This window comes from Kocuria salina, assembly GCF_013368965.1.
Lineage (GTDB): Bacteria > Actinomycetota > Actinomycetes > Actinomycetales > Micrococcaceae > Kocuria > Kocuria rosea.
Genome location: NZ_SSSF01000020.1, coordinates 1 through 23,234, shown reverse-complemented (window position 1 = coordinate 23,234; position 23,234 = coordinate 1). Strand labels below are relative to the sequence as shown.

General features: G+C 67.9%; 22 protein-coding genes and 1 riboswitch. Of the genes, 6 read left to right on the top strand and 16 right to left on the bottom strand.

Features of this window, described 5'->3' with window-relative positions:
- Positions 1 to 31: 31 nt before the first annotated feature.
- From E7Z53_RS19090 to E7Z53_RS19055, 9 genes are all read right to left on the bottom strand, one after another.
- A complete protein-coding gene (locus tag E7Z53_RS19090) occupies positions 32 to 946 on the bottom strand; it encodes an MIP/aquaporin family protein (RefSeq protein WP_176338590.1) in 915 nt (304 codons plus the stop codon).
- 297 nt (positions 947 to 1,243) lie between these two features.
- Positions 1,244 to 2,413 carry a heparan-alpha-glucosaminide N-acetyltransferase domain-containing protein gene (locus E7Z53_RS19085; protein ID WP_219930791.1) on the bottom strand — a complete coding sequence of 390 codons (1,170 nt, stop codon included), beginning with the start codon at positions 2,411 to 2,413 and terminating at the stop codon, positions 1,244 to 1,246.
- 472 nt (positions 2,414 to 2,885) lie between these two features.
- Entirely contained in the window at positions 2,886 to 3,851 is a 966-nt protein-coding gene (locus tag E7Z53_RS19080; protein ID WP_176338592.1) for a cytochrome c oxidase assembly protein, read from the bottom strand.
- Between the two features lie 286 nt (positions 3,852 to 4,137).
- Positions 4,138 to 4,821 (bottom strand): DUF305 domain-containing protein, encoded by a 684-nt coding sequence (locus E7Z53_RS19075; protein WP_062737386.1) that lies wholly within the window; start codon positions 4,819 to 4,821, stop codon positions 4,138 to 4,140.
- Complete coding sequence (locus E7Z53_RS19070; RefSeq protein ID WP_062737385.1) at positions 4,818 to 5,465, bottom strand: DUF3105 domain-containing protein; 648 nt, start codon at positions 5,463 to 5,465, stop codon at positions 4,818 to 4,820. Before E7Z53_RS19070 ends, E7Z53_RS19075 begins: the two co-directional genes overlap by 4 nt.
- Before the next feature lie 736 nt (positions 5,466 to 6,201).
- Entirely contained in the window at positions 6,202 to 6,861 is a 660-nt protein-coding gene (locus tag E7Z53_RS19065; RefSeq protein ID WP_062737384.1) for a C40 family peptidase, read from the bottom strand.
- 5 nt (positions 6,862 to 6,866) lie between these two features.
- Positions 6,867 to 7,022: riboswitch (cyclic di-AMP (ydaO/yuaA leader) on the bottom strand.
- 580 nt (positions 7,023 to 7,602) lie between these two features.
- Positions 7,603 to 7,767, bottom strand: coding sequence for a hypothetical protein (locus tag E7Z53_RS19060; RefSeq protein WP_154676752.1), 165 nt, complete (start codon positions 7,765 to 7,767; stop codon positions 7,603 to 7,605).
- A gap of 115 nt (positions 7,768 to 7,882) precedes the next feature.
- Positions 7,883 to 8,011, bottom strand: coding sequence for a hypothetical protein (locus tag E7Z53_RS20550; protein WP_255219702.1), 129 nt, complete (start codon positions 8,009 to 8,011; stop codon positions 7,883 to 7,885).
- Positions 8,008 to 8,286: a hypothetical protein gene (locus E7Z53_RS19055; protein ID WP_062737383.1), complete on the bottom strand. Its 279-nt coding sequence runs from the start codon at positions 8,284 to 8,286 to the stop codon at positions 8,008 to 8,010. Before E7Z53_RS19055 ends, E7Z53_RS20550 begins: the two co-directional genes overlap by 4 nt.
- Positions 8,287 to 8,892: 606 nt before the next feature.
- On the opposite strand from E7Z53_RS19055, the gene E7Z53_RS19050 reads away from it, so the two are divergent.
- Positions 8,893 to 9,327 carry a hypothetical protein gene (locus tag E7Z53_RS19050; protein ID WP_062737382.1) on the top strand — a complete coding sequence of 145 codons (435 nt, stop codon included), beginning with the start codon at positions 8,893 to 8,895 and terminating at the stop codon, positions 9,325 to 9,327.
- A gap of 480 nt (positions 9,328 to 9,807) precedes the next feature.
- A complete protein-coding gene (locus tag E7Z53_RS19045) occupies positions 9,808 to 10,611 on the top strand; it encodes a WecB/TagA/CpsF family glycosyltransferase (RefSeq protein WP_062737381.1) in 804 nt (267 codons plus the stop codon).
- A 78-nt stretch (positions 10,612 to 10,689) separates the two neighbouring features.
- On the opposite strand, the gene E7Z53_RS19040 is transcribed toward E7Z53_RS19045, so the two are convergent.
- The 4 genes from E7Z53_RS19040 to E7Z53_RS19025 all read right to left on the bottom strand — a co-directional run bounded on the left by E7Z53_RS19040 (position 10,690) and on the right by E7Z53_RS19025 (position 15,588).
- Positions 10,690 to 11,709 (bottom strand): SURF1 family cytochrome oxidase biogenesis protein, encoded by a 1,020-nt coding sequence (locus E7Z53_RS19040; protein ID WP_062737380.1) that lies wholly within the window; start codon positions 11,707 to 11,709, stop codon positions 10,690 to 10,692.
- A 245-nt stretch (positions 11,710 to 11,954) separates the two neighbouring features.
- The gene (locus E7Z53_RS19035) at positions 11,955 to 12,557 is read right to left on the bottom strand and encodes a copper resistance CopC family protein (protein WP_158279242.1); all 603 of its coding nucleotides are present in this window, start codon (positions 12,555 to 12,557) and stop codon (positions 11,955 to 11,957) included.
- Positions 12,558 to 12,706: 149 nt separating this feature from the next.
- Positions 12,707 to 13,306: a hypothetical protein gene (locus tag E7Z53_RS19030; protein WP_217905969.1), complete on the bottom strand. Its 600-nt coding sequence runs from the start codon at positions 13,304 to 13,306 to the stop codon at positions 12,707 to 12,709.
- 233 nt (positions 13,307 to 13,539) lie between these two features.
- Complete coding sequence (locus E7Z53_RS19025; RefSeq protein ID WP_369598024.1) at positions 13,540 to 15,588, bottom strand: cytochrome c oxidase assembly protein; 2,049 nt, start codon at positions 15,586 to 15,588, stop codon at positions 13,540 to 13,542.
- A gap of 1,001 nt (positions 15,589 to 16,589) precedes the next feature.
- On the opposite strand from E7Z53_RS19025, the gene E7Z53_RS19020 reads away from it, so the two are divergent.
- The 4 genes from E7Z53_RS19020 to E7Z53_RS19005 all read left to right on the top strand — a co-directional run bounded on the left by E7Z53_RS19020 (position 16,590) and on the right by E7Z53_RS19005 (position 19,927).
- Positions 16,590 to 16,739 (top strand): hypothetical protein, encoded by a 150-nt coding sequence (locus E7Z53_RS19020; protein WP_154676743.1) that lies wholly within the window; start codon positions 16,590 to 16,592, stop codon positions 16,737 to 16,739.
- 198 nt (positions 16,740 to 16,937) lie between these two features.
- Complete coding sequence (locus E7Z53_RS19015) at positions 16,938 to 17,360, top strand: hypothetical protein (protein WP_176338589.1); 423 nt, start codon at positions 16,938 to 16,940, stop codon at positions 17,358 to 17,360.
- Positions 17,361 to 17,374: 14 nt separating this feature from the next.
- A protein-coding gene (locus tag E7Z53_RS19010; RefSeq protein WP_176338588.1) for an IS3 family transposase occupies positions 17,375 to 18,630 on the top strand; the annotation gives its coding sequence in 2 pieces (ribosomal slippage) (positions 17,375 to 17,648 and positions 17,648 to 18,630; 1,257 coding nt in all).
- A 751-nt stretch (positions 18,631 to 19,381) separates the two neighbouring features.
- Positions 19,382 to 19,927: a DUF3093 domain-containing protein gene (locus E7Z53_RS19005; protein WP_084271834.1), complete on the top strand. Its 546-nt coding sequence runs from the start codon at positions 19,382 to 19,384 to the stop codon at positions 19,925 to 19,927.
- 40 nt (positions 19,928 to 19,967) lie between these two features.
- Here the strand turns inward: E7Z53_RS19005 and E7Z53_RS19000 are convergent, their stop codons facing one another.
- The 3 genes from E7Z53_RS19000 to E7Z53_RS18990 all read right to left on the bottom strand — a co-directional run bounded on the left by E7Z53_RS19000 (position 19,968) and on the right by E7Z53_RS18990 (position 22,808).
- Positions 19,968 to 20,657, bottom strand: coding sequence for a metal-dependent transcriptional regulator (locus tag E7Z53_RS19000; RefSeq protein ID WP_062737372.1), 690 nt, complete (start codon positions 20,655 to 20,657; stop codon positions 19,968 to 19,970).
- Between the two features lie 44 nt (positions 20,658 to 20,701).
- A complete protein-coding gene (locus E7Z53_RS18995) occupies positions 20,702 to 21,982 on the bottom strand; it encodes an Nramp family divalent metal transporter (RefSeq protein WP_186374934.1) in 1,281 nt (426 codons plus the stop codon).
- A gap of 193 nt (positions 21,983 to 22,175) precedes the next feature.
- Positions 22,176 to 22,808, bottom strand: coding sequence for a methyltransferase family protein (locus E7Z53_RS18990; RefSeq protein WP_062737370.1), 633 nt, complete (start codon positions 22,806 to 22,808; stop codon positions 22,176 to 22,178).
- Positions 22,809 to 23,234 lie beyond the last annotated feature (426 nt).

Sequence of the window (23,234 nt, the reverse complement as noted above, 5' to 3'; positions counted from 1 at the left end):
CCGTCCCGTCACGAGACACTGCTCGATTCCCTCACACTTCCGGGGCGGTGGAAGTGTCGGTGCTGTTGTTTGCTGTGGCGTCTTCCGTGGATTGCGTAGTGGCGGGGCGGGGTGCGCGGCCCAAATCCACCACACGGTAGATCAAACCCGCCACCAGACCCCCCAACAACGGGGCGACCCAGAACAGCCACAGCTGGGACAGGCTCTGCGCGCCACCGATGGCCGCGGTGCCGGTGGAGCGGGCCGGATTCATCGATCCGCCGTCGAACGGCGCCAGGATGGTGAGCAGGAACGCGAAGGTCGCCCCGATCGCCACCGGGGCCAGTACCGCGTTGGCCCGTGGGGCGGTTGAGCCCAGGACCACGAGAACGAACAAGGTGCTCGCCACGAACTCAATCAGAAGCACGGTGAACCAGCCGGCTTGGGAAGTGGAGTTCTGCCCGTAGCCGTTGGCCACCGCCCCCAGAGCCTGGGCGGTGGTGGCGGCATCGATCAGTGTCATCAGCACCGCCCACAGCAGCCCCACCGCGACCAGGGCCCCCAGCACCTGGGCCACCACGTAACCGATGGCGACCTTGGGTGATGTGCGCCCGGCCACGACCGCCGCCAGGGTCACGGCAGGATTGAAATGACCCCCGGAGACATGCCCGAAAGCCACCAATACCGCCAGCAGCCCCAGCCCGAAACCCAGTGCGGAATCGATGACCTGGGTGGCGAAAATCCCGGTGCCCACCCCGGCGAAAATCAGCACGGTAGTGCCCGCGAACTCCGCCGCCCACCGGGCACCGGTGGAGGGAGCCGGGGACACCTCGTTGGTGCCGGAATCTTTGCGCACCGCTTTCGGAACCGGAGCCACCAAATCCTGAAAGTCGAGGGCGGCCGTTCCAGCATCACGGGCGGGCGCTGTGGATCCCGCAGCAGCAGGTTGTGCGGTGTTGTCGGTCATAGGGGTTCTCCTGAACGTTGTATCGACACGGCAGGGCCAGAAGGGAAGGCCAGTAAGTCCGGGCGCCGGGCGCCGCTGCAATAGGACCACGGCTAGCTGAATGGTTTTTGAGCACGGGCTCAAATGTGTCGGCCCCACAGCAGGTCCTTGCTGGTCGGTCGCCTCACTCAAGGCTGACAGAGAGGGGACTGGCGAAGGCGCTTTCCCATTCTGTGGGTTCAGCGGATGTGTTGTGGGAGCCCATTCTTGATACCGCCGCCTCGACGGACCCACCCGCTGCTGCAGTTGGGTCCGGGCTCAGTCTTCGCATCGAGCGGAGGTGAGCACGAGCCCACGCCCGGCGCCGGCGGTCCGGGCCAGGGCCAGCTCCAGTGGGCCCTGGCCGTAGGCGCGCTGCCAGGCCACCGCGAACACCGCCGCCCCGCCTGCGTGGATGAGGAACCACAGGAGGGGCACCTCGTAGTGCACCATGGCGGCCAGGGCCAGCAGGTGGGCGGTGTAGAGGGTCAGGGTCATGGAGCCCGCAGCACTGAGCGGCAGCAACCAGGCGCCGGCCTTCCGCCCGATGAGCAGGAACGCCCCCAGCACGGCCGCACCGGAGCCGAGGCCATAGAGGATCGCGATCGGGGTGTTGGTGTGCGGACCGGGGATTAGCAGCCACCACCACGACGTGTCGGGCAGGACGGGGTCGGGGCCCCAGATGATGATCTCGTCGATCTGCTCCTGGCTCAGTCCCGGGGTGGAGCTCATCAGCTGGTCAAAGCCGCCGGCCTGCATGATCAGCACCCAGTAGACCAACCACGCGGCCAGAGCCAGGACCAGGCCCGCCCCGAGCAGCCGGACCTGGACGTGCAGGGACCGCAGGTTGAGCCGGCCGATGGCTACGCCGGCAAGCAGGTAGGTCAGGTATGGGGCCGCAGGGTAGGTACCGGTGAACAACAGTTGGGAGAGCACCGTGCCAGGGTCGGTGAGCACCCCGGTGATGGTGGGATTGTAGACCTCCATCGCGGGCAGCACGCCGCGCAGGGTCTGCATCAGCACCGGGGCGGTCACCGCGGTCACTCCGGCGAGGATGAACAGGGTCCGTGCGGGTAGGTGCAGGAAGGGGATGGCCAGCAGGAAGAACATCCCGTAGTAGGTCAAGATGTTGTAGGCGGGCGGGTCCTCCGGCATGACCTGGTTCACGAGCAGGCCCAGCACAGTGATCAGCACGGCCCGGATGAGCAGCCCCACCCGGTCGGCGGTCATCGTCCGGCCCCGGTGGGCTGTGCGTCCGCCGGTGGAGAACGCCAGCCCGACCCCGGCCAGCAGCGCGAACAGGGCCGCGGCCCGGCCGGCGAACAGCTGCCACTGCAAGGTGACCTCGTAGGTCTCGGGGTCCCAGGCCGGCAAGATGTGGATGGAGAACATCCCGACCAGAGCCAGACCCCGGGCGGCATCGACGCCCACCAGCCGGGATTTTTTCACCAGCGGGAGACCTGAGTCCCCAGTTGGCCCCCGCGTCCCCGAGGTCGGGTGGTGGATGCTGACCATGCTGGTGGGCTCCTTCTCTCGGATGTACCGGCGGGCCCCCGCCCACCGGTCCGGGCACTCCAGGCCCCTCCACCCCCATTTGACCAGGGCGGACTGTCCCGGGCTTATCCTTTCCCTGTGCCCTGGCTGTGTCCGCTGCCGCGTCTCCGGGCGCGCCATGCGGGCCTGCGAACGGTCGTCTCCAGGTCCGCCACCATCAGCACCACGGATGTGCACCAGGCCGAGAACTGGCCGAGATGGTCGGCGCCCGGGTCTTCCACACCCTGGACGGCCTCTCCTGGTCCCATAGGACCCTGCAGGCCACCGGCAGGCCACGCACCTGGGAACGGTTGGGGGCGGCGGGTCGTGTCGGCGTCCCTGGCCGTCCCAGCCGGCTTCCGGTGACGTCAGCCGGTCCACATAGGGGTTAGCGGTCCTCGGTGCGCTGCTGCAACTGATCCAGGTAGGCGTTGTAAGCATCCAAATCCGGGGTGCCTCTGACGGCGGCCTCGGCCTCTTCGCGGCCGGCGTTGCGCGCATCCTCGCGGTGCCACTGGCTCATGATGAACAGCAGAATCAGCACGGACGGCAATTCACCGTAGGACCAGGCCAACGAGCCGGCCAGGACCTGGTCGGCCATCGGGTCAAGGTTCCAGCTGCCTGGCGGGGTGGCGAAAAACTCCACGACGGGTAGCGGAGCCATCATGACGATGACGCCGAAGAAGGCGTGCAACGGCATCTCGGGGACGATGTCGGCCAAGCGACTGCCGTAGGTTTGTTTGGCCGGCAACGGGTCGGCCGACAGCAACGGGATCGTGAACAGGATCCCGGAGGCCAAGAACAGCAGTTCCAGCCCGATGTGGCCGTACCAGGTGGGCAGCAACCGGTCGTCAAGTCCGCTGAGATACACCCCGTAGAAACTGACCAGGAACAACGGAACCAAGAAGGCAGGATGGATGGCGAGCCTGCCCCACCTCGAACGCAACCCCCACAGGGCCAGGCGCAGCACCACGGCGCCGGGCCCGCGATGGGGTGCAGCCCGCAGCAGCAAAGTGCCCGGGCTGCCCAGGACCAGCAGCGCGGGAACGAACATCATCAAAGTCAGCTGCTGGAACATGAACACGGAGAACATGCGCAACCCGTAGCCTTCAATTCCCGCGCCCATGATGACCGCTGTGACCGCGCACCCGGCGAAGAAGCACAGGGTCCGCCACACCGGCCACCGCCGGCGTGCCCTCCACAGCCGGGCCGCTCCGACCAAATACAACACAGCCAGCACCAGCGCGATGGCCGGGATGAGTGGAATTGGTTGCAACGTGGGGGCCAGGAAGTTCTCCAAGCTCGGCGGCTCGGACGGGACCCAGACCGGCCCGGCCATGTTGCGGTCAACCATGGTCACGGAAAGCATCGACTGCCATGAGGACATTTTTGCATGCCACAGAACGGTCCCGAGGTCCGGATCGGGCCCTGAGCCCAGGACCGGTCCAGGAGGGACGGGCCTGCCACGCCGGCCTCTCCCCGGACCTGCCCGCGATATTGGGGATCGGGGCCGAAGAGCCCCGGTGGATTCCGGTCCCCGGCGCACAGCTGGGCCGAGCATGGGAACCGGTTCACGTCTGGGCCCGTCAGCTTTTGCGCGGACCCGGCCACGGGTGCTGATCCTGGCGTGCGAACGGAGATCATGATGGGTTGCGGCGCTTCTCCAACAGGTCCTCCATGTACTTGATCTCCGAGGTCTGGCTGGTGGCGATCGATTGCGCCAGAGAGGTCACCACGGGGTTGTCAGTGTGCTCCAGGATGGCTTGGGCCATGGCTGCTCCGGCTTGGTGGTGGGGGATCATCAACTCGAGGTAGAGCCGTTCGGCCTCCTGGCCTTGGGCGTCCTCCAGCTCGGCCAGCTGCTCGGCGGTGGCCATGCCCGGCATTCGCGCGTCCGGACCAGGGCTCGTGGAGTCCATGCCGGGCATGGATGTGTGGTTCTGGTCGCCGTCGTCCATCCAGGCCATGGCCGGTTGGGATGAGGCCTGGGGCAATCCCCACACGGAGAGCCAGCCGTACATCTGCCCGGCCTGTTGTTGCTGGGTGCGGGAGATGTCGTATGCCAACCGGCGGATCTCCGGGTCTTCCGTACGGTCACGGACCAAGGAACTCATTTCCACCGCCTGCAGGTGATGGGTTTGCATGTCGCGGGCGAACCCGGCTTCCGGGCTGCCCTCCGCCGGGGTGGACGACGTCGGAGCGCTCAGCTGCCCCACCGCCCAGCCGGCCGCCACCAACAGCACGGCCGCCAGCACCAGCAGGACCCACCGTCCCCGGTGCCCTGCCGAGCTCCTGGAGGCGGCGCCGGTGGTGCTGGTGCTCATGCGACCCGGCTGGGGGCATCGATGCCGCCGGTGCAGGATGCCCCGGGCTCCGGGGCGTCGGGGGACTGCCAGTACTTGGTCACGAACTGCTCCAGGCGCTCATCTTCCGGGGAGTCCAGGGCGACCTGAGCCCCCCACGCCGAGATCATGATGGGGGCGCCCAGGTCCTCGTAGGGGGAGAGCACCACGTAGGTGTCCGGGACGGCCTGGCGTAACTCAGCCACCTGGTCCTCGGACAGGGCGGAGGGGTCGTAGGCGGCCCACACGGCCCCGTGCTCCAAGGCGTGCACGGCGTTCTCCTCGGGCACCGGCTCGGTGTAGACCCCGCAGTTGAGCCAGTCACTGGCGTGGTCCCCGCCCACCGGGGGGGACTGCTCGTAGTCCACCGCGGTCTCCACGTGGGAGTTGCCGAGGCCCTCGTAGGTCTGCAGCCCGGCGATCTCGATGTCCTCCCGCGCCTGGGGCGGGGGATCGTTGATCACCGCCACCGTCACCAGGGCCCCGACCGCCGCGACAGCCGTCACCGCGCCCGCGCCCGCCAGGAGCCGCCGCCTGCGGGTGGCCCGGGCATCGGCCGCCCAGTGCTGATCCAGCAGCGCAGCACGTTGCTGCCGCGCCCGCTCCGGGTCCGTACCGCCAGCCATGCGTCCTCCTTGAAAGGCCCAAAAAGGGTCTTGCTCCTCATGAACGGGCAGGACAGTAGCTCACTGCGCTGAGCCTTTCCTGCAAGGCCTTCTTCGGAAGATCGTCCACCATCCACTCCTGGACATGTCGGCGAGTGTGCATCCTCGAGCGCAGGAGAGGCGCGTCCTCGGTGGCTAACGGCGACGACGCAGAAGATCCAGGCCTGGGGCGGGATGTGAGGACCGGGTGCGCACTCCTTGCTGGTCGTTCAAAGAGGACGCACCCGGAGTATGTGATGCCTGAACCGGCTCAGCGTAGGCAAACCTGGACCGGCCCGGAGCCGACGTTGACGCTGTCGAGGACCGCCTGGTGGCCGTTCCGGCCGCCGTGCACGGCCTCGCCGCCGCCGGGATGGACCCCGATGTGGGCGCCCCCGGGGAGCAGTCGACGAGGACATCGGTCTGGGTCTGGACGGTGGAGACGCGGGCGCCGGACTCAAGTGGTCGGCCGGTTAGCCGCGGAAACTGGTTCAGGCCGCGCCCAGCGCATCACTCACCGCCCCAGTGCAGGCCTGATCCCGGACGGTGTCACCGAAACGACCGATGTCCGACGGGGGTGCTTTCGGAGAGGAGCACTCCCGCAGCAGGTGAAGGGCGCAGCAGGTGCGCGTGAGGTAGAGGCGGTCCGGCCCCGGGTGAGAGCGGTCCGGGGATCTGCTGCGGTGACCATGTGGGGCACCGCAGCAGCGAGTCCGGCTCAGCGGTAGGTGTAGTACCCGTCGACGGGCATGGCGTTGACGGAGTGGACGAAGGTGCCCTGGGTCGGGTTCAACGCAGAGACCATCTTGCCGCCACCGATGTAGATGCCGATGTGGTTGCCACCGTTCTGGGACACCAGGTCACCGGGCTGCGGGGTGGCGGTCGGGGTGGCCGCGGCGATCTGCTGGGAGCTGGTGCGGGGGATGTCGATGCCGTTCTGGGCGTAGACCCAGCCGGTGAATCCGGAGCAGTCCCAGGCCCCGAAGGAGGTCCCGCCCCAGACGTAGCCGGTGCCCACACCCTGCATGGCCGTGCCCACGATGCCGCCGGCGGCCGGGGCGAGTTCGGTGGTGGCGGTGGACTGCGGGCTCACGCTCGAGGTGGCGGCGCTCTGCTGCGGGGCCGGGGCCTGGTCGGCGGGGGCGGCGGGCTGCGCGGCGACCGGGGCCTGGTAGGTGTAGGAGGCCAGATCGGCCATCGCCGAGGCCGGAGCCGCATAGGAGGACCCGGAGGCGGCGGGGATCTCGGCGTAGGCCTGGGCCGGAGCGATGGAGCCCACCAGTGCTGCGCCGGCGGCGGCGACGACGGTGGTGGTGCGCACGGCGCGCGAGGAGGTCTCGGCGCGGTGGCGGGCAGTGTTCTGCGTGAAAAGCGACATGGGTGGATTCCTCCCTTTGCCTACGAGGTGAGCTGTCGGATGCGGGTGGGAGACACCCGGCCGCAGAACGCACGCGCTCTGCACGGCTTAACCCCAAGGCCCCGGTACACCGGGACCGGTAATGGTTCCCCCGCTTCTGCCAAGCGATTTCTCTTCAGGAACCCCGGGCACCGGCAGAACTCGGCGATGTGCCACGGGGGCGCCAAGAAGATCAGCTCTCGGCACGCGGAGGACGATACAGGGCCCACCCCCTAATGTCACGTTTTGGTCACGGCCGCTGATCGGGTGGTCGCCTTGGTTGCCGAGGGTGCTCAGCACCGTGTTCCCGACCCAGCGGAGCTTCGTTTCGAGCGGGAACGTCAGGGTGTTCACCGTTAGCGGGGGCGTGGCCGGGGAGAGTCCCTGGTGGGCCCGAAGATGCACACCCTCGGCACGCCTGCGGCGGCCTGTCAGCACTGGGAGACCGCCGGTGGCTGCGGTGGGCGGTTTACGCGCGTAGGGTAAGAAAAGCGATCGAGGCTCTCGGGCGGTGGCTTCGGAGAATATCGGGAGGATAAATTCAGCGCGCACTCATATCTGCCGTAATCCGCCATCCGCCATCCGAACGAAGCACATTTCTTCATCGAATCTTCATGCCTTCAGCGTGTAGAGGAAGAACGGGCACGCTCAAGGGCAGGACAGGAATCGATGTGTTCGCCGGCAGGTGATTCGACTGCATGGCCTTAGGGGCACGCCCGGGGGTCAGTGTTCAGACGGCATCGACACGGCCGCCTCCAAGACGTTGATTCCGTTTGCGGCAACGGGAAATCCGGAGGATGCTTCGTCTGCTGCTTCCTCGATACTGCCGGTATATCCGGGCAGGACCAGGGCGCACCCCAGGACGAGGGCGGTGCTGGTGCGCTTCACAGGGGGCCTCCAACCGGCGGGGCGAGCGGGCAACGGCATCGGCCGCTCGAGACGCCAACAAGATATCCGCCTCGCCGTGGCGACGCCTGCCATGCCCTTGCGAAATGACCGCCTCCTACCCGAGGGGGTGGTCGTTGCGGTCCATCTGCCAGTCGGCCAGGTCCACGGAGACCGCCGCGGCGGCGCCGGCCCACAGAGAGAAGTCGAGCCATTTCCCGCTGAGCTGGAACCGGTCGTCGCTCACGGTCGGTCCTGCCCGGCGGGCCCGCCTTGGCCGAGCGGGACGGTGTCCTTCCAGAAGCCCTGGGCGCGGAGGAACCTCTCGAGGTTCTCGCGGTGGTCGGGGCACGCCAGCCAGCTCTTGCGGTGGTGTGGGGTGTGGATGCGCGGGTTGTTCCAGCGGATCCGCCACGCAGCGTCCGCGCCGCAGCCCTTGCGGGAGCACTGCAAGTTGTCGGGTCCGGCCGGTGGTGCCGCGGATCCGTGCGGGGACAGCGATCTGAGCCGGTCGGTCTCCACGGCGGTCGTGCTCCTCAGGGTACTCGGGCAGGCTCACCGGACAGCCCCGCGTCAGGCTCAGGCCGCGCCGCGGCGCCGGGAGGTGTCGTCCTCGACAGTAGCGGAGGAAGCCGGGTTCCCGCTGGGAGCAACCGTGCTCCCAGGGCCTGATGTCGCGGTCTGCGGGGCTCTCGTTGCGGTGTCTTTCCGTCGTCGCCGTGACCGGTGATGGACTCACCCGCCAACACGGGGTGAAGTGACCCCCCGTCATCAGGACACCCACGGCAGTGTGGCCCCTGCTCAGCGTAGGATTCCCGCTTTGACTTCGAAGTCGTTTGTATAGTTTTCCTCAAGATGGCGTGAAGATTCCCCATAACTTGCCCTCTGGTAGCTGTACGGGCTGTTCTTCCGGACCGGTGAGGGCATAGTTTGCGAGTGAGAACACCCCGTTCTCATCACCCCGTGCACGGGCGTTAGGGTGCCCCAGTCTTTGCTCCCCTTAGGCTGGGGCACCCGTCGATAATGTGGAGAAGCGACGTAGCCCGGACCGAAGAATCCGACGGATCCGAGACTGGCTCGCGGGCCCTCAATTGGCAATCCGAGGGCAAGACCCCCGACCCCTCTCCGGTGAGCATCATCATCCCGGTGCTCTCGCTGGTCATCATGCCGGTGCTGGTCGCGGTCAAGAAGAAGGCCGGCACGGCCCTGGGGGACGACCTGATCCTGGCTGGTGCCGCCGAGACCGGGATTTGCGCGCTGCTGTCCGTCTCCACTCTGACTGGGCTGATCCTCTTCCCGCTGACCGGCGCGGCGTGGGTAGACCCGGTGGCCGGGCTTATCCTCTTCGCCTTCGCCCTCCCCGAGGGCAAGGAGTCCGGGGCGAGCTTGTCGAGAGCGACGACGAGGACGAGGACGAGGACTGATCGACATCCCGTTCCACCACGCTGGTCACGATCACCACGCAACGCTGAGGGGCCTTGTGTCTGGCAGGGCCCTCAGCTGTCCCCGGCGGGGTTGCGCATCCAGGACACAACACCCACTGCCTTACATGTGGTGGATTAGCGGTTGGGCTTCGCCGAGGCCCTGTGGAGCAGGCGAGCAGGGCAAGGGGTACTGCACCTGGGTGGGAGAGACGTGGATACGTCTACCACGATGGGTTTGATGGTTTTCACCGTCATGCTCCTCCAGCGCTGTCAGCACTGGCTCGACGAGACCGCCCAACGCGACCTCACAGCGCCTTGACGCCAATAGAGCATCCACTCTGCAGGGCGCAACCTCGCTGGATGCACGGAGGCATATCAATGCAAATAGGTACATATTGGGGGACGGCGCAACCCGGAAGTGGGGGCACACCGGGAGGCCCGTCGTTGCTAACGTGAATGTTGGCGGGTATTCGGGGGAATACGGGCTGGTGTCCCCGAATGCTGCGCCCACGGGATCGTGTCCCATGCGCCAATCAGGATCTGGGAGTCCCACGGCGGTGGGCGAACGTGCCGACCAACAATCGATGAGGCAGCAACTGCCGAGCCAGTGGGGGAACACATGCTTAAGTACCAGACTCAGACGGACAAGCGGGGCGAGATCGAGATCCCGGTCAGCGGCATCCGGGTGACACCGATGGACACCAATGAGCTGCACCGGTGGATTGCGGCCACCTGGGAGGAGCGGCGCAAGACCGTGATTCTCGGCCACAATCTGCACAGTCTCTACACGTGGGAGGTCAACCCGACGTTCCGCGCTTTCTACGACAAGGCCGACGTGGTGCTGACGGATGGCTTTCCCATCCTGAAAATGGCCAAGTGGTGCTCCGGGCGGCCGCTCAGCGCCAGGCGCCACCGTATCGGCACCATGGATTGGTTGCCCGGCCTGATCCGGAGCACCCCCGTGCGGCGCGTGGCCGTCATTGGCGCGAGCCCCGAAAGCAACGCCGCCACGGTTGCTCTCCTCCGTGCGGGGGACCCCGAGCGCACGGTCGAGGGCTGGCCCGGCGAAGGGTGGAACCTCGCACTCGAGGACCGCATCGTCGGAACCCTCCAGGAGTTCCGGCCGGACTTCGTCATCGTGGGCCTGGGGATGCCGCTGCAGGAGGAGTTCCTGAGCCGGCACTGGGAGGAGTTGCCCACGGCGATCTATGCGGCCGTCGGCGGGGTGATCGACCAGTACTCCGGGATCCAGAAATCGGCTCCGCGCTGGCTCGGGCCCCTGGGCCTGGAATGGGCCTACCGGCTGGCCACCCAGCCGCGGCGGCTGGGCCACCGGTACCTCGTCGAACCGTGGATCCTCGCCTATCTCCTGGCGGCCAAGGCTGTCCGGCAGGGCACCAGAGGGGCGGACGCCAGTTCCTGAGCCGGCCGTGAGCGGTGAGCGGAGACTGTCCGTCCCGGCCCACCGTCTCGTGTCGGAGTGCATCAACAACGCTGCGGGTCAGTGCAATTCGTCCGCGGACCGGAGCGGGACCCGGCTCCCGCTCCGGTCCGCGGCCGACGCCTCCAGGGCGTCCAGCATCGCGTCCTCCTCGTCCTCACAGGTGGGGCGGGAGCGCCGGCGCTGCGGCCGGGGGCGCATGAGCGACCTGAGGTGGGCGGGCATGTCGTCGGCCATCTCGAGCTGGCGGACGACGAGCTCCTCGTCGCCCTCGCCGATGTAGTTGCCGTCCTCGTCGTAGAACCGTGCGAGCCGGCGCTCCATCTCCTGGGCGAACTGGCGGTCCCAGGCGTCGTTGCGGGCCTGCTGGCGGGCGGCGTAGCCCCAGGCCACGAAGAACAGCGCCGCGAACGCGTACCACTGCAACGAGTAGGACAGGTGCGGCCCGGAGTCGGTCTCCGGCTCCGGAGCCGGCGCGGGGGCCGCCGCGGGGGCCGGGTCCTCGGCGAAGACCTCGCCGTAGGCCGCCGTCCCGTTCGGCCGGTCCCAGCGCTCGCGCAGCTCCTCGAGGTCGATCGAGGCGATCTGGCCCGCGGGGGCGCCGCGGCTGACGGCCGGCTCCCCGGGCTGGAGCCGGGCGGTGACCGTGACCCGGCCGGCGGGCGGGGTCGGCACCTCGTCCGGCATCCCGTTGGCCGCCTCGCCCGTGGGGATCCAGCCGCGGTCGAGGACCACGACGTCCCCGTCCTGCGTGCGGAACGGGACGAGGACCTCGTAGCCGACGCGGCCGTCCTGCGGCCTGTTGCGGACCAGCACCTGGTCCTGGGGCAGGTACTCGCCCGTGAGCTCGACCGGGCGCCAGGTGAGGGAAGGGTCGTGGGCGGCGAACTGCTCGACGGCGGCCGCACCGGCCAGGGGCTCGGCGCGGTAGTTCTGCGTGATCTTGGCGTTCTCACCGACCAGGTGGTCGTTGCGGTCCATCTGCCAGCCGCCCAGGTACACCGAGACCACGGCGGCGGCGCAGGCGAGGAGGAAGAAGCCCAGCCACTTGCCGCTGAGTAGGAAACGGTAGGTGCCCATGTCAGAGCCCACCATCGGCCCGGCAGCCCTGGCAGAAGAGTGGCGGGGAGCCCGGCCCCACCGGGAGGAGAGCTGCGGCGCCGCGCGGTGACAGCGATACGAGTAGGTCGAACTTCACAGCGGTCGTGCTCCTCAGAGTGCGCCGTCGGGCTGACCGGACGGTCGGCGGCGGCCCCAGGAGCACGGCTGTCGCCGCACTCCTGGGGCCTGTGCTGTAGAGCATCTGCCGGCCCGGCGTGGGGGAATCAGTTCTTGCGGCGGCGACGGGACATCAAGCCCAGTAGCCCGATCACGGCCAGGGCCAGCACCACCACGGTGGCGCCGACGGCCCATCCGGAGAAGCTTCCGGAATTCTCCTGTACGGCCGCGTCCTGGGCTTGGGCGGAGCTGTCCGAGCTGTCGGCGCCCTCACCGGTCGGGGTCTCGGTCGGGGTGGTGCTGAGGGTGGGGGCCGGGGTGGTGATGTCCACACTGTCACCCACCTCGTAGGTGTAGGTGCCTTCGATGGGGTGGCCGTCGCTGGAGACCACCCGCCAGACCACCTGGTAGGTCCCTTCCTCGGACCCGGTCTCGGCCAGGGGCTGGATCACTTGGGAACCGTCGCGCTCGAGCGGGCCCTCGGTCACGGACTGCCCGTCGGGGCCGGTCACGAGCACCTGGTGGCCGATGTCCATGATCTCCCCGCTGTAGGAGAGCTCGATTTGTTCGGGGGCGGTCTCCAGCACCGCATCCTGTTCGGGGGAGGTGCTCAGCACCTCGTCATGGGCGGCGGCGGGGGCCAGTCCCAGGGCGGTCAGGGCGCCTACCGCGCTCACAGTGGCGGCGGTACGGCGCAGAGCAGAAGTCATGGTCAGCATGGCAGAGGGGTCCCTTCGAGGGGCAATGAGTGAGTGGGTCAGACAGGGCCGCCGAGCCGATGATCGGAGGCGGCCGTGAGGGAGTCGTCGAGTCTGCTGTCCGAATCCACGACCACCACCGGCCCCAACAGGGGTGGTGTTCAGCCGGCGGGCGACCGGGCGGGCCCGGTCGGGAGCGGAAGATTCCGACGACGAGCTGTCGGTGGTCCGCGGTAGGAGCGCACCGGTTGCAGCAGCGACTGATCCGTCAGTGCGTGCGGGCGCCCCTGCGGAACAGGTCGGGGCCGGTGCACCACGACCGGGGCGGACAGGACCCGCCACAGCCGGCGGACGCGCAGTCGCAGGGCGTCGAGCAGGTCCACGAGGGCCACTTCGCCGTGGCGCAGGAACGCGTAGGTGGCCGCGGCGGCCAGCACGTGGAAGACCAGCATGCCGGTGCCACCGTGCACCGCGTGAGCCTGGGCCTGGAGCACCAGGGCCGGCCCGGTGGGCGGTGAGCTCAGCGCCGCGTGGTGGGTGGCGTCGACCACGGTCGTCACGGATCCGGCGACGGTGAAGAGCAGGTGGAAGACGCCCTGGCTGACCAGCACGCCGGTAAGCAATAAGGAGCGGGAGAGGACCCGGCCGGCCAGAGCCATGCACACCGGCCCGGACAGCGCCAGGGACAGCAACACCAACAACACCGGAGGGACCTGACCGCCGGCGGCCACGTGGGAGGCGGCGGCGAAGGCCGTGGCCATCCCGGCTCCGGCCCACCCGCGGGCAAGACGGTGCGCCCGTGCGTTCACGCCTCCACCCCTCTCAGTTCATCAGCCGCTCGAGGCGGCGATCCCATTATGTGCGGGCCCTCGAGAGCCCCACCACATCGACAGGCCCTGGCGGCAGGTGCCGGTCGGGTCGACACCGCGGTGCGTCGTGTGTCCTCTGTTGTCAGGTCGCCGTGAAGGTCACGGCTTCCATACGTGGTCCTGGCTCAGGGGCGCCTCGTGGACTCGTCCCGCTCGGCGAGCCCGGCCATCATCGCGTTGTAGGCCTTGAGCTCGGCGTCGTCGGTGCGGTCCGCCTGGCGGTCCACGCGACGGTTTTCCTTCTTGCCTTCGATCGCCCACATGATCGCCACGACCACGGCGACGACGACGGTGGGGAACTCTCCGATCCCCCACATCAGGGCCCCGCCGAACTGCTGGTCCTCGATCGGGCTACGGCCCCAATCCCGGCCCATGTTCGCGAACCACCACGCCTGCAGCAGGGTGTCGGAGCCCATCAGGGCCACCCCGACGAAGGCGTGGTAGACCATCGTGGCCAGCAGCAGAATCAGGCGCATCATGTGGCCGGGACGGTGCGGGATCGGGTCGATGCCGATCAGCACGAGCATGAACAGGTACCCGGTGATCAAGAAGTGGGTGATCATGAACACGTGCCCCACGTGGTACTGCAGGGTGAATCCGAACAGTGGGGTGAAGTAGAAGATCACGATCGAGGCCGCGAAGTTCACCCCGGCGACGATCGGGTGCGTCACGATCTTGGAGAACGGGGAGTGCACCAGGGCCAGGATCCACTCGCGCGGCCCGCGGGTACCGTCCTGGCGGGGCTCCAGGGCCTTGAGCACCAGCGTCACCGGCGCCCCCAGGACCAGGAAGATCGGCACCACCATCGTCAACATCATGTGCTCGACCATGTGCGCGGAGAACAACACCAGCCCGTAGACGGCGACCCCACCGGAGGTGACGTAGAACAGCACCGCCAGCCCGGTCAACCAGGAGAGGCTGCGCAGCACCGACCAGGAGTCCCCGCGCCGGCGGACCTGCACGAACGCCCACAGGTAGAGGGCGGCGAGGAAGACCACCACCGCCAACCAGAGCGGGTCCACCCGCCAGGTGGTGAACCAGGAGGCGGCGGTGGGCTGGGGAGGCAGTGGGTACCAGGTGAGGATCTCGGCCGGGGTGGCATCCGGGGCGATCTCCTCGGGCACCGGTGGGGCGGTGCGCGACAGGGCCACGGCCACGCCCATGACCGCACCCATGACCAGCACCTCCCCGGCCACCAGCTGCCACACGGCACGCGTCGCGGTGAGACGGCCCGCCTCCAGGGCCGGAATCAGCCACCGGCGGTGAGCCACCCCCGCCAAACCCAGCCCCAGGGTCAGGGCGGCCTTGAGCAGCACCAGCTGCCCGTAAGGACTGAACAGCTGTTCCCAGGATCCGATGCGCACCGCCGCATTGATGGTCCCGGAAAGAAACACCAAGAAGAAGGCACCGAAGGCCACCGTGGAGAAGCGCCGCAGCACCACGGCGGCTATCGGCACCTGAGGCCGCACACCAGCGCCGCGGCCGGCCCCTGCCGGCAGGCTGCCGGTGCCGGCAGCCGATCCGCTCAGCTGCGGGGAGAGCCAGGCGAGCACCACCAGCCCACCGGTCCACAGACACACGCCCAGCAGGTGCAGGCCCAAGGAGTTCACCGCACCCATATGGTCCGTGCCTCCGGAGGAGTGACCGGTCAGGGCCATCGCCACCAAAGCCGTGCACGCCAGGCCGAAGGTGAGCAACAGCCCCATCAGGGCCCGGACGCCGAAGACCAGGGTGGTGACCACGGCAGCGACCACCACGGTCGCCGCCTGCGCCTGCCCCAGGGAAAGATCCGTGGCGTAGTACAACAGCTGCTGCGCATAGGCCTCGTCCCCGCCCACCGGCACCCCCGCCACATCGGAATAAGACAGCACCAGCACCACCACGGCAGCCACCGTCCACACCACCGACGCCACCTCGGCCAGACCCATCGTGGCCGTGAACAGGGGGTGCTCCGCCTCCTGGCCACCGTTGCGCCCGTCTGCGCGGCGGCGGAACCCACCACGTGTTTTCGGCACGACCCCCAGAGCGAAGAGCAGGGAACCCAGCACCACGACCAAGGCGCTGTTGTGCACCACCTCGACCACGGGCAGACCCCAGCGCACCAACGCCCCCGGATCCGCCGCCAGACGAGCGGCCCCCGAGCCGCTGTAGACCATCGCCAGAATCAACACCACCAAGGCCACCACCACGGCAACAACGAGCTACCACGGCCTCACCCCGGGACCGCCCAGCCTGCCCAGCCCGGGGTGCGCCTGCCCGGTGTGCTCGGGCGTTCTCGTACTCATGAGCTGATCTCCTTCACCCGCCGCTGCAGAAGGGGAGGCGGGTTGCCTCCATTGTCCCTGCCGGGCACCCCACCCAGCCCCACAGGATCGGCCCCGCCCCTCAGCAGGTCTCAGCGACGGCCTTCTGGGCTGCGCCGGGAATCTCACCGCCTCATACGCGGCCTCTGGGTGGCTCGGGGGCCAGTGGGTGGCCAGCAACTTTTCCAGGTACTGGATCTCGGGCGGCTGGCTGGTGACGATCGACTACGCCAAGGACGTCACGGCTGGATCCTCCGTGCACCCCGGGATGGCGGCAGCCCCGCTGGGGCCGGCCTGGTGGCGGGGGGTCATCAGCTACAGGTCCCGTCTTCCGGCCTCTGCCCTCTCAGCGTTCTCGAGGCTGGCGAGCTGCCCAGCATCGCCGCAACTTTTGGTGGGGCAGCCAGGATGGACCTGCGCGGCCCACCGTGGCCGTCGTCCTCGTTCATTCATGCCAGGACCGGCTGGGTCGAGACCGAGGGTCATCCCCACACCGAAAGCCACCCGCCCGTGGGCCTGGCCTGTTGTTGGCGGGTGTCGGCCATAACGGACTGGACACGCAAGAAGGGCGTGCCCATCCACGAAAGGATGGTTCACGCCCTCAGCCCCGGAGCTCTCCGCCGCGCACAGTCTGCACTGCGCACAGCGGTTTCCGCAGTGCCCCCGAGCTCCTGACATCGCCCCAGGCGGGGAGCAATGTCCATCTAGATACTTCCCGGTCCTTGGCGGGACCAACGCCAGTCTTGCCCTCTTATTTTACTTCTCCCTCCTGATCGCGAGCTAGGGTCAAGCCCCTAACGGTTTGAACCAGCTCGTTCTAGACCCGACAAAGATTGGTGTCACCCGGGTCTTCCGAGCTCAAGGGGACTCGCATGACTCGGCAGGACGTCCTGCGCCAGCGTCAGGCCACCCACCGCCTGCCGGTGCTGCGCCAGGGGGAGGTCTGGGCGGACGGAGTTCTGGACAACTCCACACCGGACCCACGGGTCTCACACCGCGTCGACAACCTGGTGGGTCAGTAAGTTTCGTCGCGCCGTACGGCAGGCCTTCGGATTGGCTCGTGTGCACCCCTGGGTGTACCGGGGAAATCAACCTCCGGGTGGACGTTGCGCAACGACCTGGCCGACATGCTTTAGATGTCGGCCCACCAAGAATTAGCCCCCACATCGGGGGCAGGGACTCTGGCACACTCAATCCCCGCATCTCGCCAGGAGATCAAAATGTCTTCCACTCCCGCATGGTCCACGCCTACCGCCAATCTCAACAGCCGGCGTTACTTCTCCAAGGCTATTTTGTCCATGGCCTCGCTCACCTTGGCCGCAGGCGGCCTCGCCACCCTCGGTGCACCGGCCCAAGCCGCGCTCACGCCGACCACCCAGGTGCCATCCGCCGCGGTGGAGACCCAGGGTCAACAGCAGCAGAAGGGCTGTGAGGTGGATGCTTACAAGCCGCATTACAAGAAGTATCAGGGGAAGCATTACGCCGCGTTCCCCTTCAAGGTGAAGTGCGACAAGGGCTACACCAAGGTGCAGGTGAAGCAGTACTACTACGCCGAGGACAAGCACGGTAATTCCCACGAGCACGGCAGCGACTACTACCAGTACAGCTTGAACCGTCACGGGTTTGATGCCGCTTCCTTGTGATGAAGGATGACGACATGCCCAAGAAGTACGATGCCGAGTTCAAGTCTCGGGCGGTGCGGATGGTCCAGGATCATCAGGCCGACTACGGATCGGTGACTGCGGCCAGTGTCGCGGTCGGCGCTCAGCTCGGCGTAGCGCGTGAGACGTTGCGGCGGTGGGTGTCCCAGGCCGAGGTCGACGCCGGTTCCCGCCCGGGGGTCACCTCCGAGGGTGCCGAGGAGATCAAGCGGCTGAAAGCTGAGAACAAGCGGTTGCGCGAGGCCAACGAGATCCTCCGGAAGGCCTCGATTTTCTTCGCGGGGGAGCTCGACCCCCGCAACCGTTGATCGCCGGGTTCATCGACCAGATGAGAGCCGAGGGATACGCGGTCGAGTCGGTCTGCGCGGTTCTGCGCGAGCAGGGCGTGCCGATCGCCGCGAGAACCTATCGATCCTGGAAGCAACCGGGCCGGCGAATCGCCTCGCGCACGGTCAGCGACGCGACGGTCATGGATGCTCTACTGGCGACTGTGGGCACCCCGGAGGGGCTCTACGGTCGGCGGAAGATGATCGCCTACCTGCGCCGGTCCGGGCTGGCGGTGGCCCACTGCACGGTGGATCGACTGATGCGTGCGCTTGGGCTGGCCGGGGTGGTCCGAGGCCGGCGGGTGCGCACCACGATCCCGGCCAAGGAGGGGACGCGGGCATCGGATCTGCTCAATCGCAACTTCACCGCGGACGCGCCGAACACGGTCTGGGTCGCCGACTTCACCTACGTGCGCACCTGGGCCGGCTTCGCCTACGTGGCCTTCATCGTGGACGTCTTCGCCCAGCGAATCGTGTCCTGGAACGCGGCTACGACCCGCACCACGGATCTGGTGCTGACCTGCCTGCGGATGGGCCGGTGGGATCGGACCCGTCAGGGGCTGGTGCTGCCGGAGGGGCTGATTCATCACCACGACGCCGGGTCGCAATACACTGCGCTACGCTTCACCGAGCACCTGGCGCTGGAGGGGATGGCGCCGTCGATCGGCTCGGTCGGGGACGCCTACGACAACTGCCTCATGGAGTCCATCATCGGTCTGTACAAGACTGAGTGCATCCGCCCGGGCCCGTTCGTGAAGGGCCCGCTGAAGACCGTCAGCGACGTCGAGTACGCGACCATGGCCTGGGTCGACTGGTACAACACCCGCCGGTTGCACTCCAGCCTCGGCAACGTCCCACCTGCCGAGTTCGAGGCCGCCCACTACGATCAGATCACTGCGCCCCAACCGGAGACGCAGCCCGTATGAAGACGGCAGAGAAGCCGTGACGGTTCAGCTTCAACCACCACGGCGGTGAAACCTGGGGCGGGGGACACTGGCGCCACGTCAATCACCACCAGGACAAGAAGGTGTACCACGTGGTCAAGTACCGCTACTGGGACGGTCACGGCTGGTCGGACTGGTACAAGGATGTGAGCCACAAGACCAGCCTCGGGCACTGATCGGGCTCTGGTGGGGGCCAGCCGGCTCGCGGCTGGCCCTCACTCTTCGACCGCGGCGAGGGCCTTCTCCGCACACCGCCGTAGCGGATCACGGCGCCCCGCAGCATCCCGTCTTGCACCACTCGCGAAAACTAGTTCTGGGGCGACGGAACCATGACTGAACCGTCCCGGTCTCGGGGGTCGAACTCCGTGGGCAGCGGCACGGTTCCGTCCCCCCACGTAGAGGGTGTCCTTCGCGCCGTCGCGAAGATGAAGGGAGGGAAGCTTCCCCGTTACGGGTGAGGGCTGAAGCCCACGAGATGGAGGGGCAGGAGGGGGTCACCCCGCCGGGCCCCTCTGCACAGCCGGTCCCCAAGGACCAGGCCGTCCTGGGCGAGGTGCTAGATCAGGTACTCCACTCTGCCAACCACGGATGCCGGGGGGTGACCATCGCCTGTGCCACGGAGCACACGGTTGGACTGTCCGATCAGCCCAGGAGCCTCAGCATGCACTGGGTCTGCGCCCCGTGATGGCAGACCAGCCGGTCCACCGGATCGCTGTCATGAGAGAATTGGAACATGTCCTACCCTGCGACGCTCGGCGCCTTCCCGCCCAATGAATCCCGCGGCGCCCAGGGGACGTCGCCGGACAGACTTGTCGAGGACCCTCCCGCGAAGGTCGACCCGAAAACGGTCTTGTACGAGGAGAGATTATCTGCCGCGTGGTGGATGTGGTTGCTCGTGCTCTTCGCGGGTCTGGTGGGTCTGATCGCCCTGGCTCCGATCAACATGTGGGTCGGGGCGGCGGTGGGGGCTGTGGTCGCCGGCGGCACTGCCGTGGCATTGATTGCCTCGAGCACCGGAATCGTGATCACCGGGGAGTCGTTGCAAGTGGGGCGCGCTCGTATTGAGCGCCGATTCGTGGGTGAGGCTGAAGCGTTTCGCGGCAGCGCCGTCCAAAGAGTGCGCGGCCCTGAACTGGACGCCCGCGCTTACATGAACTTCCGCGTTTCCGTGGGCCCGGTGGTGCGCATCCAGATCACCGATCCCGTGGACCCCACCCCGTATTGGTTGACCTCAACCCGTCACCCGGAGCGCATGGTCGAGGTTCTCTCCGCCGGCTGAGCGCGGCGCCCACCGGGGCATTCCCCGGTGGGCGCAGCTTTCAGAGGCTCCGGTGAGTCTTGAGGGTGGGTGTCACCCAGATGGCTTCGGCTTCCGTCGGTGCCAGCTCGATCGCGGTGTGGTGATACCCCGGTACACCGGTCGTTCCGCTGGCTTCCTGAGCGATGACACGAAAAGCCCCACCCGGCACGAGGCCGCAGTCGCGGAACCGGGTGAGGCGGTGTGGGTCGGCATCGGAAAGACGAATGATCTCGTATCGTCCCGGCTTCGCCTCGGTGAGTCGGGTGGTATTGAGCGGGCGGCGGGTGCGTCCCTGCGCGGTGGGGATCGGGTCCCCGTGTGGATCCACCGTGGGGCGACCCAGCCGGGCGTCGATGCGTTCGATCATGGCGTCGGAGGCGGCGTGCTCAAGACGTTCGGCCTCATCATGAACCTCCTCCCACGGATACCCCAGCGTGGTGGCCAGGAAGGTCTCCAGCAGCCGGTGCCGGCGCACCATCGCCACCGCGTACGCACGCCCCTGAGGGGTGAGGGTGACGGGCTTGTAGGGCTGGTACTCGACGAGCCCCTGGCCGGCCAATCGCTTGACCGTGTCGGTGACGTTGGGGGCAGAGGTCCCCATCCGTGCCGCCAAGGCTGTGGTGGTGATCGGCGGGTCGCCCCATTCGGTGGCCGACCAGATCGCCTTGAGATAGTCCTGGGCGACCGGGGTGATCTCACTCAAGTCCATAGGACCCACGCTACCGAGTGCCGCACCGCAGCTGCCGGGCCCATTCAATCGGCTCCGGCGACGGTCAGGATGATCAGCGCCACGTTCAACGACACGATCAGGGCCACCACCACCCAGGCGGCGACGGTCAGAGCCACCTTGTTCACGAAGACCCCCATCAGGGCGCGGCTGCTGCTCAGCCGCACTAACGGGATCAGAGCGAAAGGGATGCCCAGGCTCAGCAGCACCTGGGACAGCACCAGCGCCCAGGTCGGATCCACTCCGACCGCGATGATGACCAAGGCGGGGATCAAGGTGATCAGCCGACGGACGAACACCGGGATGCGCAGGTGCAGCAAACCGCCCATGATTGCCGACCCGGCGTAGGAGCCCACCGAGGTCGAGGCCAGCCCGGAGGCCAGCAACCCGATGCCGAAGGCGATCCCGACGGCCGGACCGAGGGCGGCGGTGATCGCCGCATGGGCTCCTTCGATGCTGTCGGTACCGGGCACCCCGGCGAGGTTGCCCGCGGCCAGTAACAGCATCGCGATGTTCACCGACCCGGCCACGAGCAGGGACAGCAGCACGTCCCACCGGGTGGCGCTCAGCAGCCGCGGCAAGGCCTCGGTGGGCACTGAGCGCCCGTGGCGATCGCGCGCCAGGGCGGAGTGGGCGTAGATGGCGTGGGGCATCACCGTGGCCCCGAGCATGCTCGCGGCCAGCAGCACCGTCGGGGTGCCCTCGAACCGCGGCACGATCCCGGCGACGGCCTCACCCCAGGACACGGGGCCGAAAAACAGGCCGGTGACGAAACCCGCGGTGACGATCGCCAGCAATCCGGTCACGACGAACTCGAAGAACCGGGGGCCGCGGTGGGTCTGGAGGACCAGCAGCAGCATCGAGATCACCCCGACGATCACGCCCCCGGCCAGCAGAGGGATCCCGAAGAGAATGTGCAGGGCGATCGCCCCACCGATCACCTCGGCCAGATCCGTGGCCGCGGCCACCAGCTCGGCCTGGACCCAGTACCCCAGTCGCCGGCCCCGGGGCAGACGGTCACCCAGCAACTCGGGCAGACTCGATCCGGTGACCAGCCCGACCTTGGCCGAAAGGTACTGGATGAGGACCGCCATGGCATTGGCGGCCACCAGCACCCACACCAGCAGATATCCGTACTGGGCGCCGGCAGTGAGATTCGCCGCGACGTTGCCCGGATCCACGTAGGCCACGGCGGCCACAAAAGCCGGGCCCAGTAACCACGGCAGCGGCTGCCGGCGCACCCACCGCTCCCCGGGGGAAGAGGCGGCAGCGCCCGTGGAGCCGGTGCGCCCCGTCCCGATCCTCATAGAAAGTTAACCTATACGAACTTTTCGCTGCGGGGAACCGGAAGCCTGACTGCCGGGCACGCTCATGATTTCCCGGGCTTCGCCTCCACGAAAGGTGGATGGCATCGACGGCCGATCACAGTGGCGCGGAACGTCAGAGGTGCGGGCTTCCCGGGCGGGTGAACTGCCGGCCAGTGGCGGTGGCACGACACGCTCAGGATCTCGGCTTACCCGGGGTTGCGCGGCGGAGCCGGCCGAGGCCGGGCACGAACCGGCCGGTGGCTGCGGCATAGGAGGCGTATACCTGTCGGTGGGTGCGCAGCAGGTAAGGCTCTTCGACGAGACGGACCTGTAGCTCGACGGCCACCAGCAGGCACAGCAGGGCTGCTGCACTGACCGCGGTGGGCACCAGAAGGGCCAGGCCGGCCATGGTGGTGAGCATCGCCGTGAAAATAGGGTTGCGCACCACGGCGAAAGCCCCGGTGGTGACCAGTTCTGTCCGTTCGGTGGCGTCGACGCCCACCCGCCAGGAGGCGCCCATGCCGGCCTGGGCGGCCAGTACACCGAAGAACCCCACGATGGTGATGAACGCCCCGGCCCAGGTGAAAGCCGCTGGTAGTCGGGGCGCGGCCACGGCGCCGGTGAGGGCGAGGACAGGCCCTGCTGCGCCGAGGACCAGAGCGATCGCGAAAAGTATTCCGCCCCACCACTCAGCAGAGCCAGGCGCCCCGCTCAACCCGCGGAAACCGGTGGACCCGGTGCGGCGCCGATGGATCCACGACCGCGCACCGAAGGCCACCGCCAGGCCGGCCAGATACAGGCTCAGCGCCAGAGCCGCGGCCATCATAGTCCTCCTCGATCAGGCTCATTCCAGCCCCCGGGCTGGCCCTGGCGGGGCGTGGAGGCATACTCAAACCACCCCCTAACAGTACACGGAAACCTGTACTTTTAGGGGGGAAGCGTGGTGACCCTTGCCCACATCTCGCCCCTGTCCCGGTGTGCCGTAGCGCAACTTCACCACCGGCGTTGGGCAGATGTCCCTGGATGAGTGGCGCCCGGTTCGTTTCGCCGTCGACCAGTAGAACTCGGCCGGGAGGTGAAGCGGACATGCCATCTCCCTTTTTCGGAGAAGCCCCGTGGTGTGTCGGCGACCAGCAGGAGCCTCGTCCCTTTTCGGTTGCAGGGCCAATCCGCCCCTCCCGTGCCGCAGCACTACGAGGGTTTCCCTGGCCGTCACCGCACCGATGAAGATCCTGGCAGCGAGAAAATTATT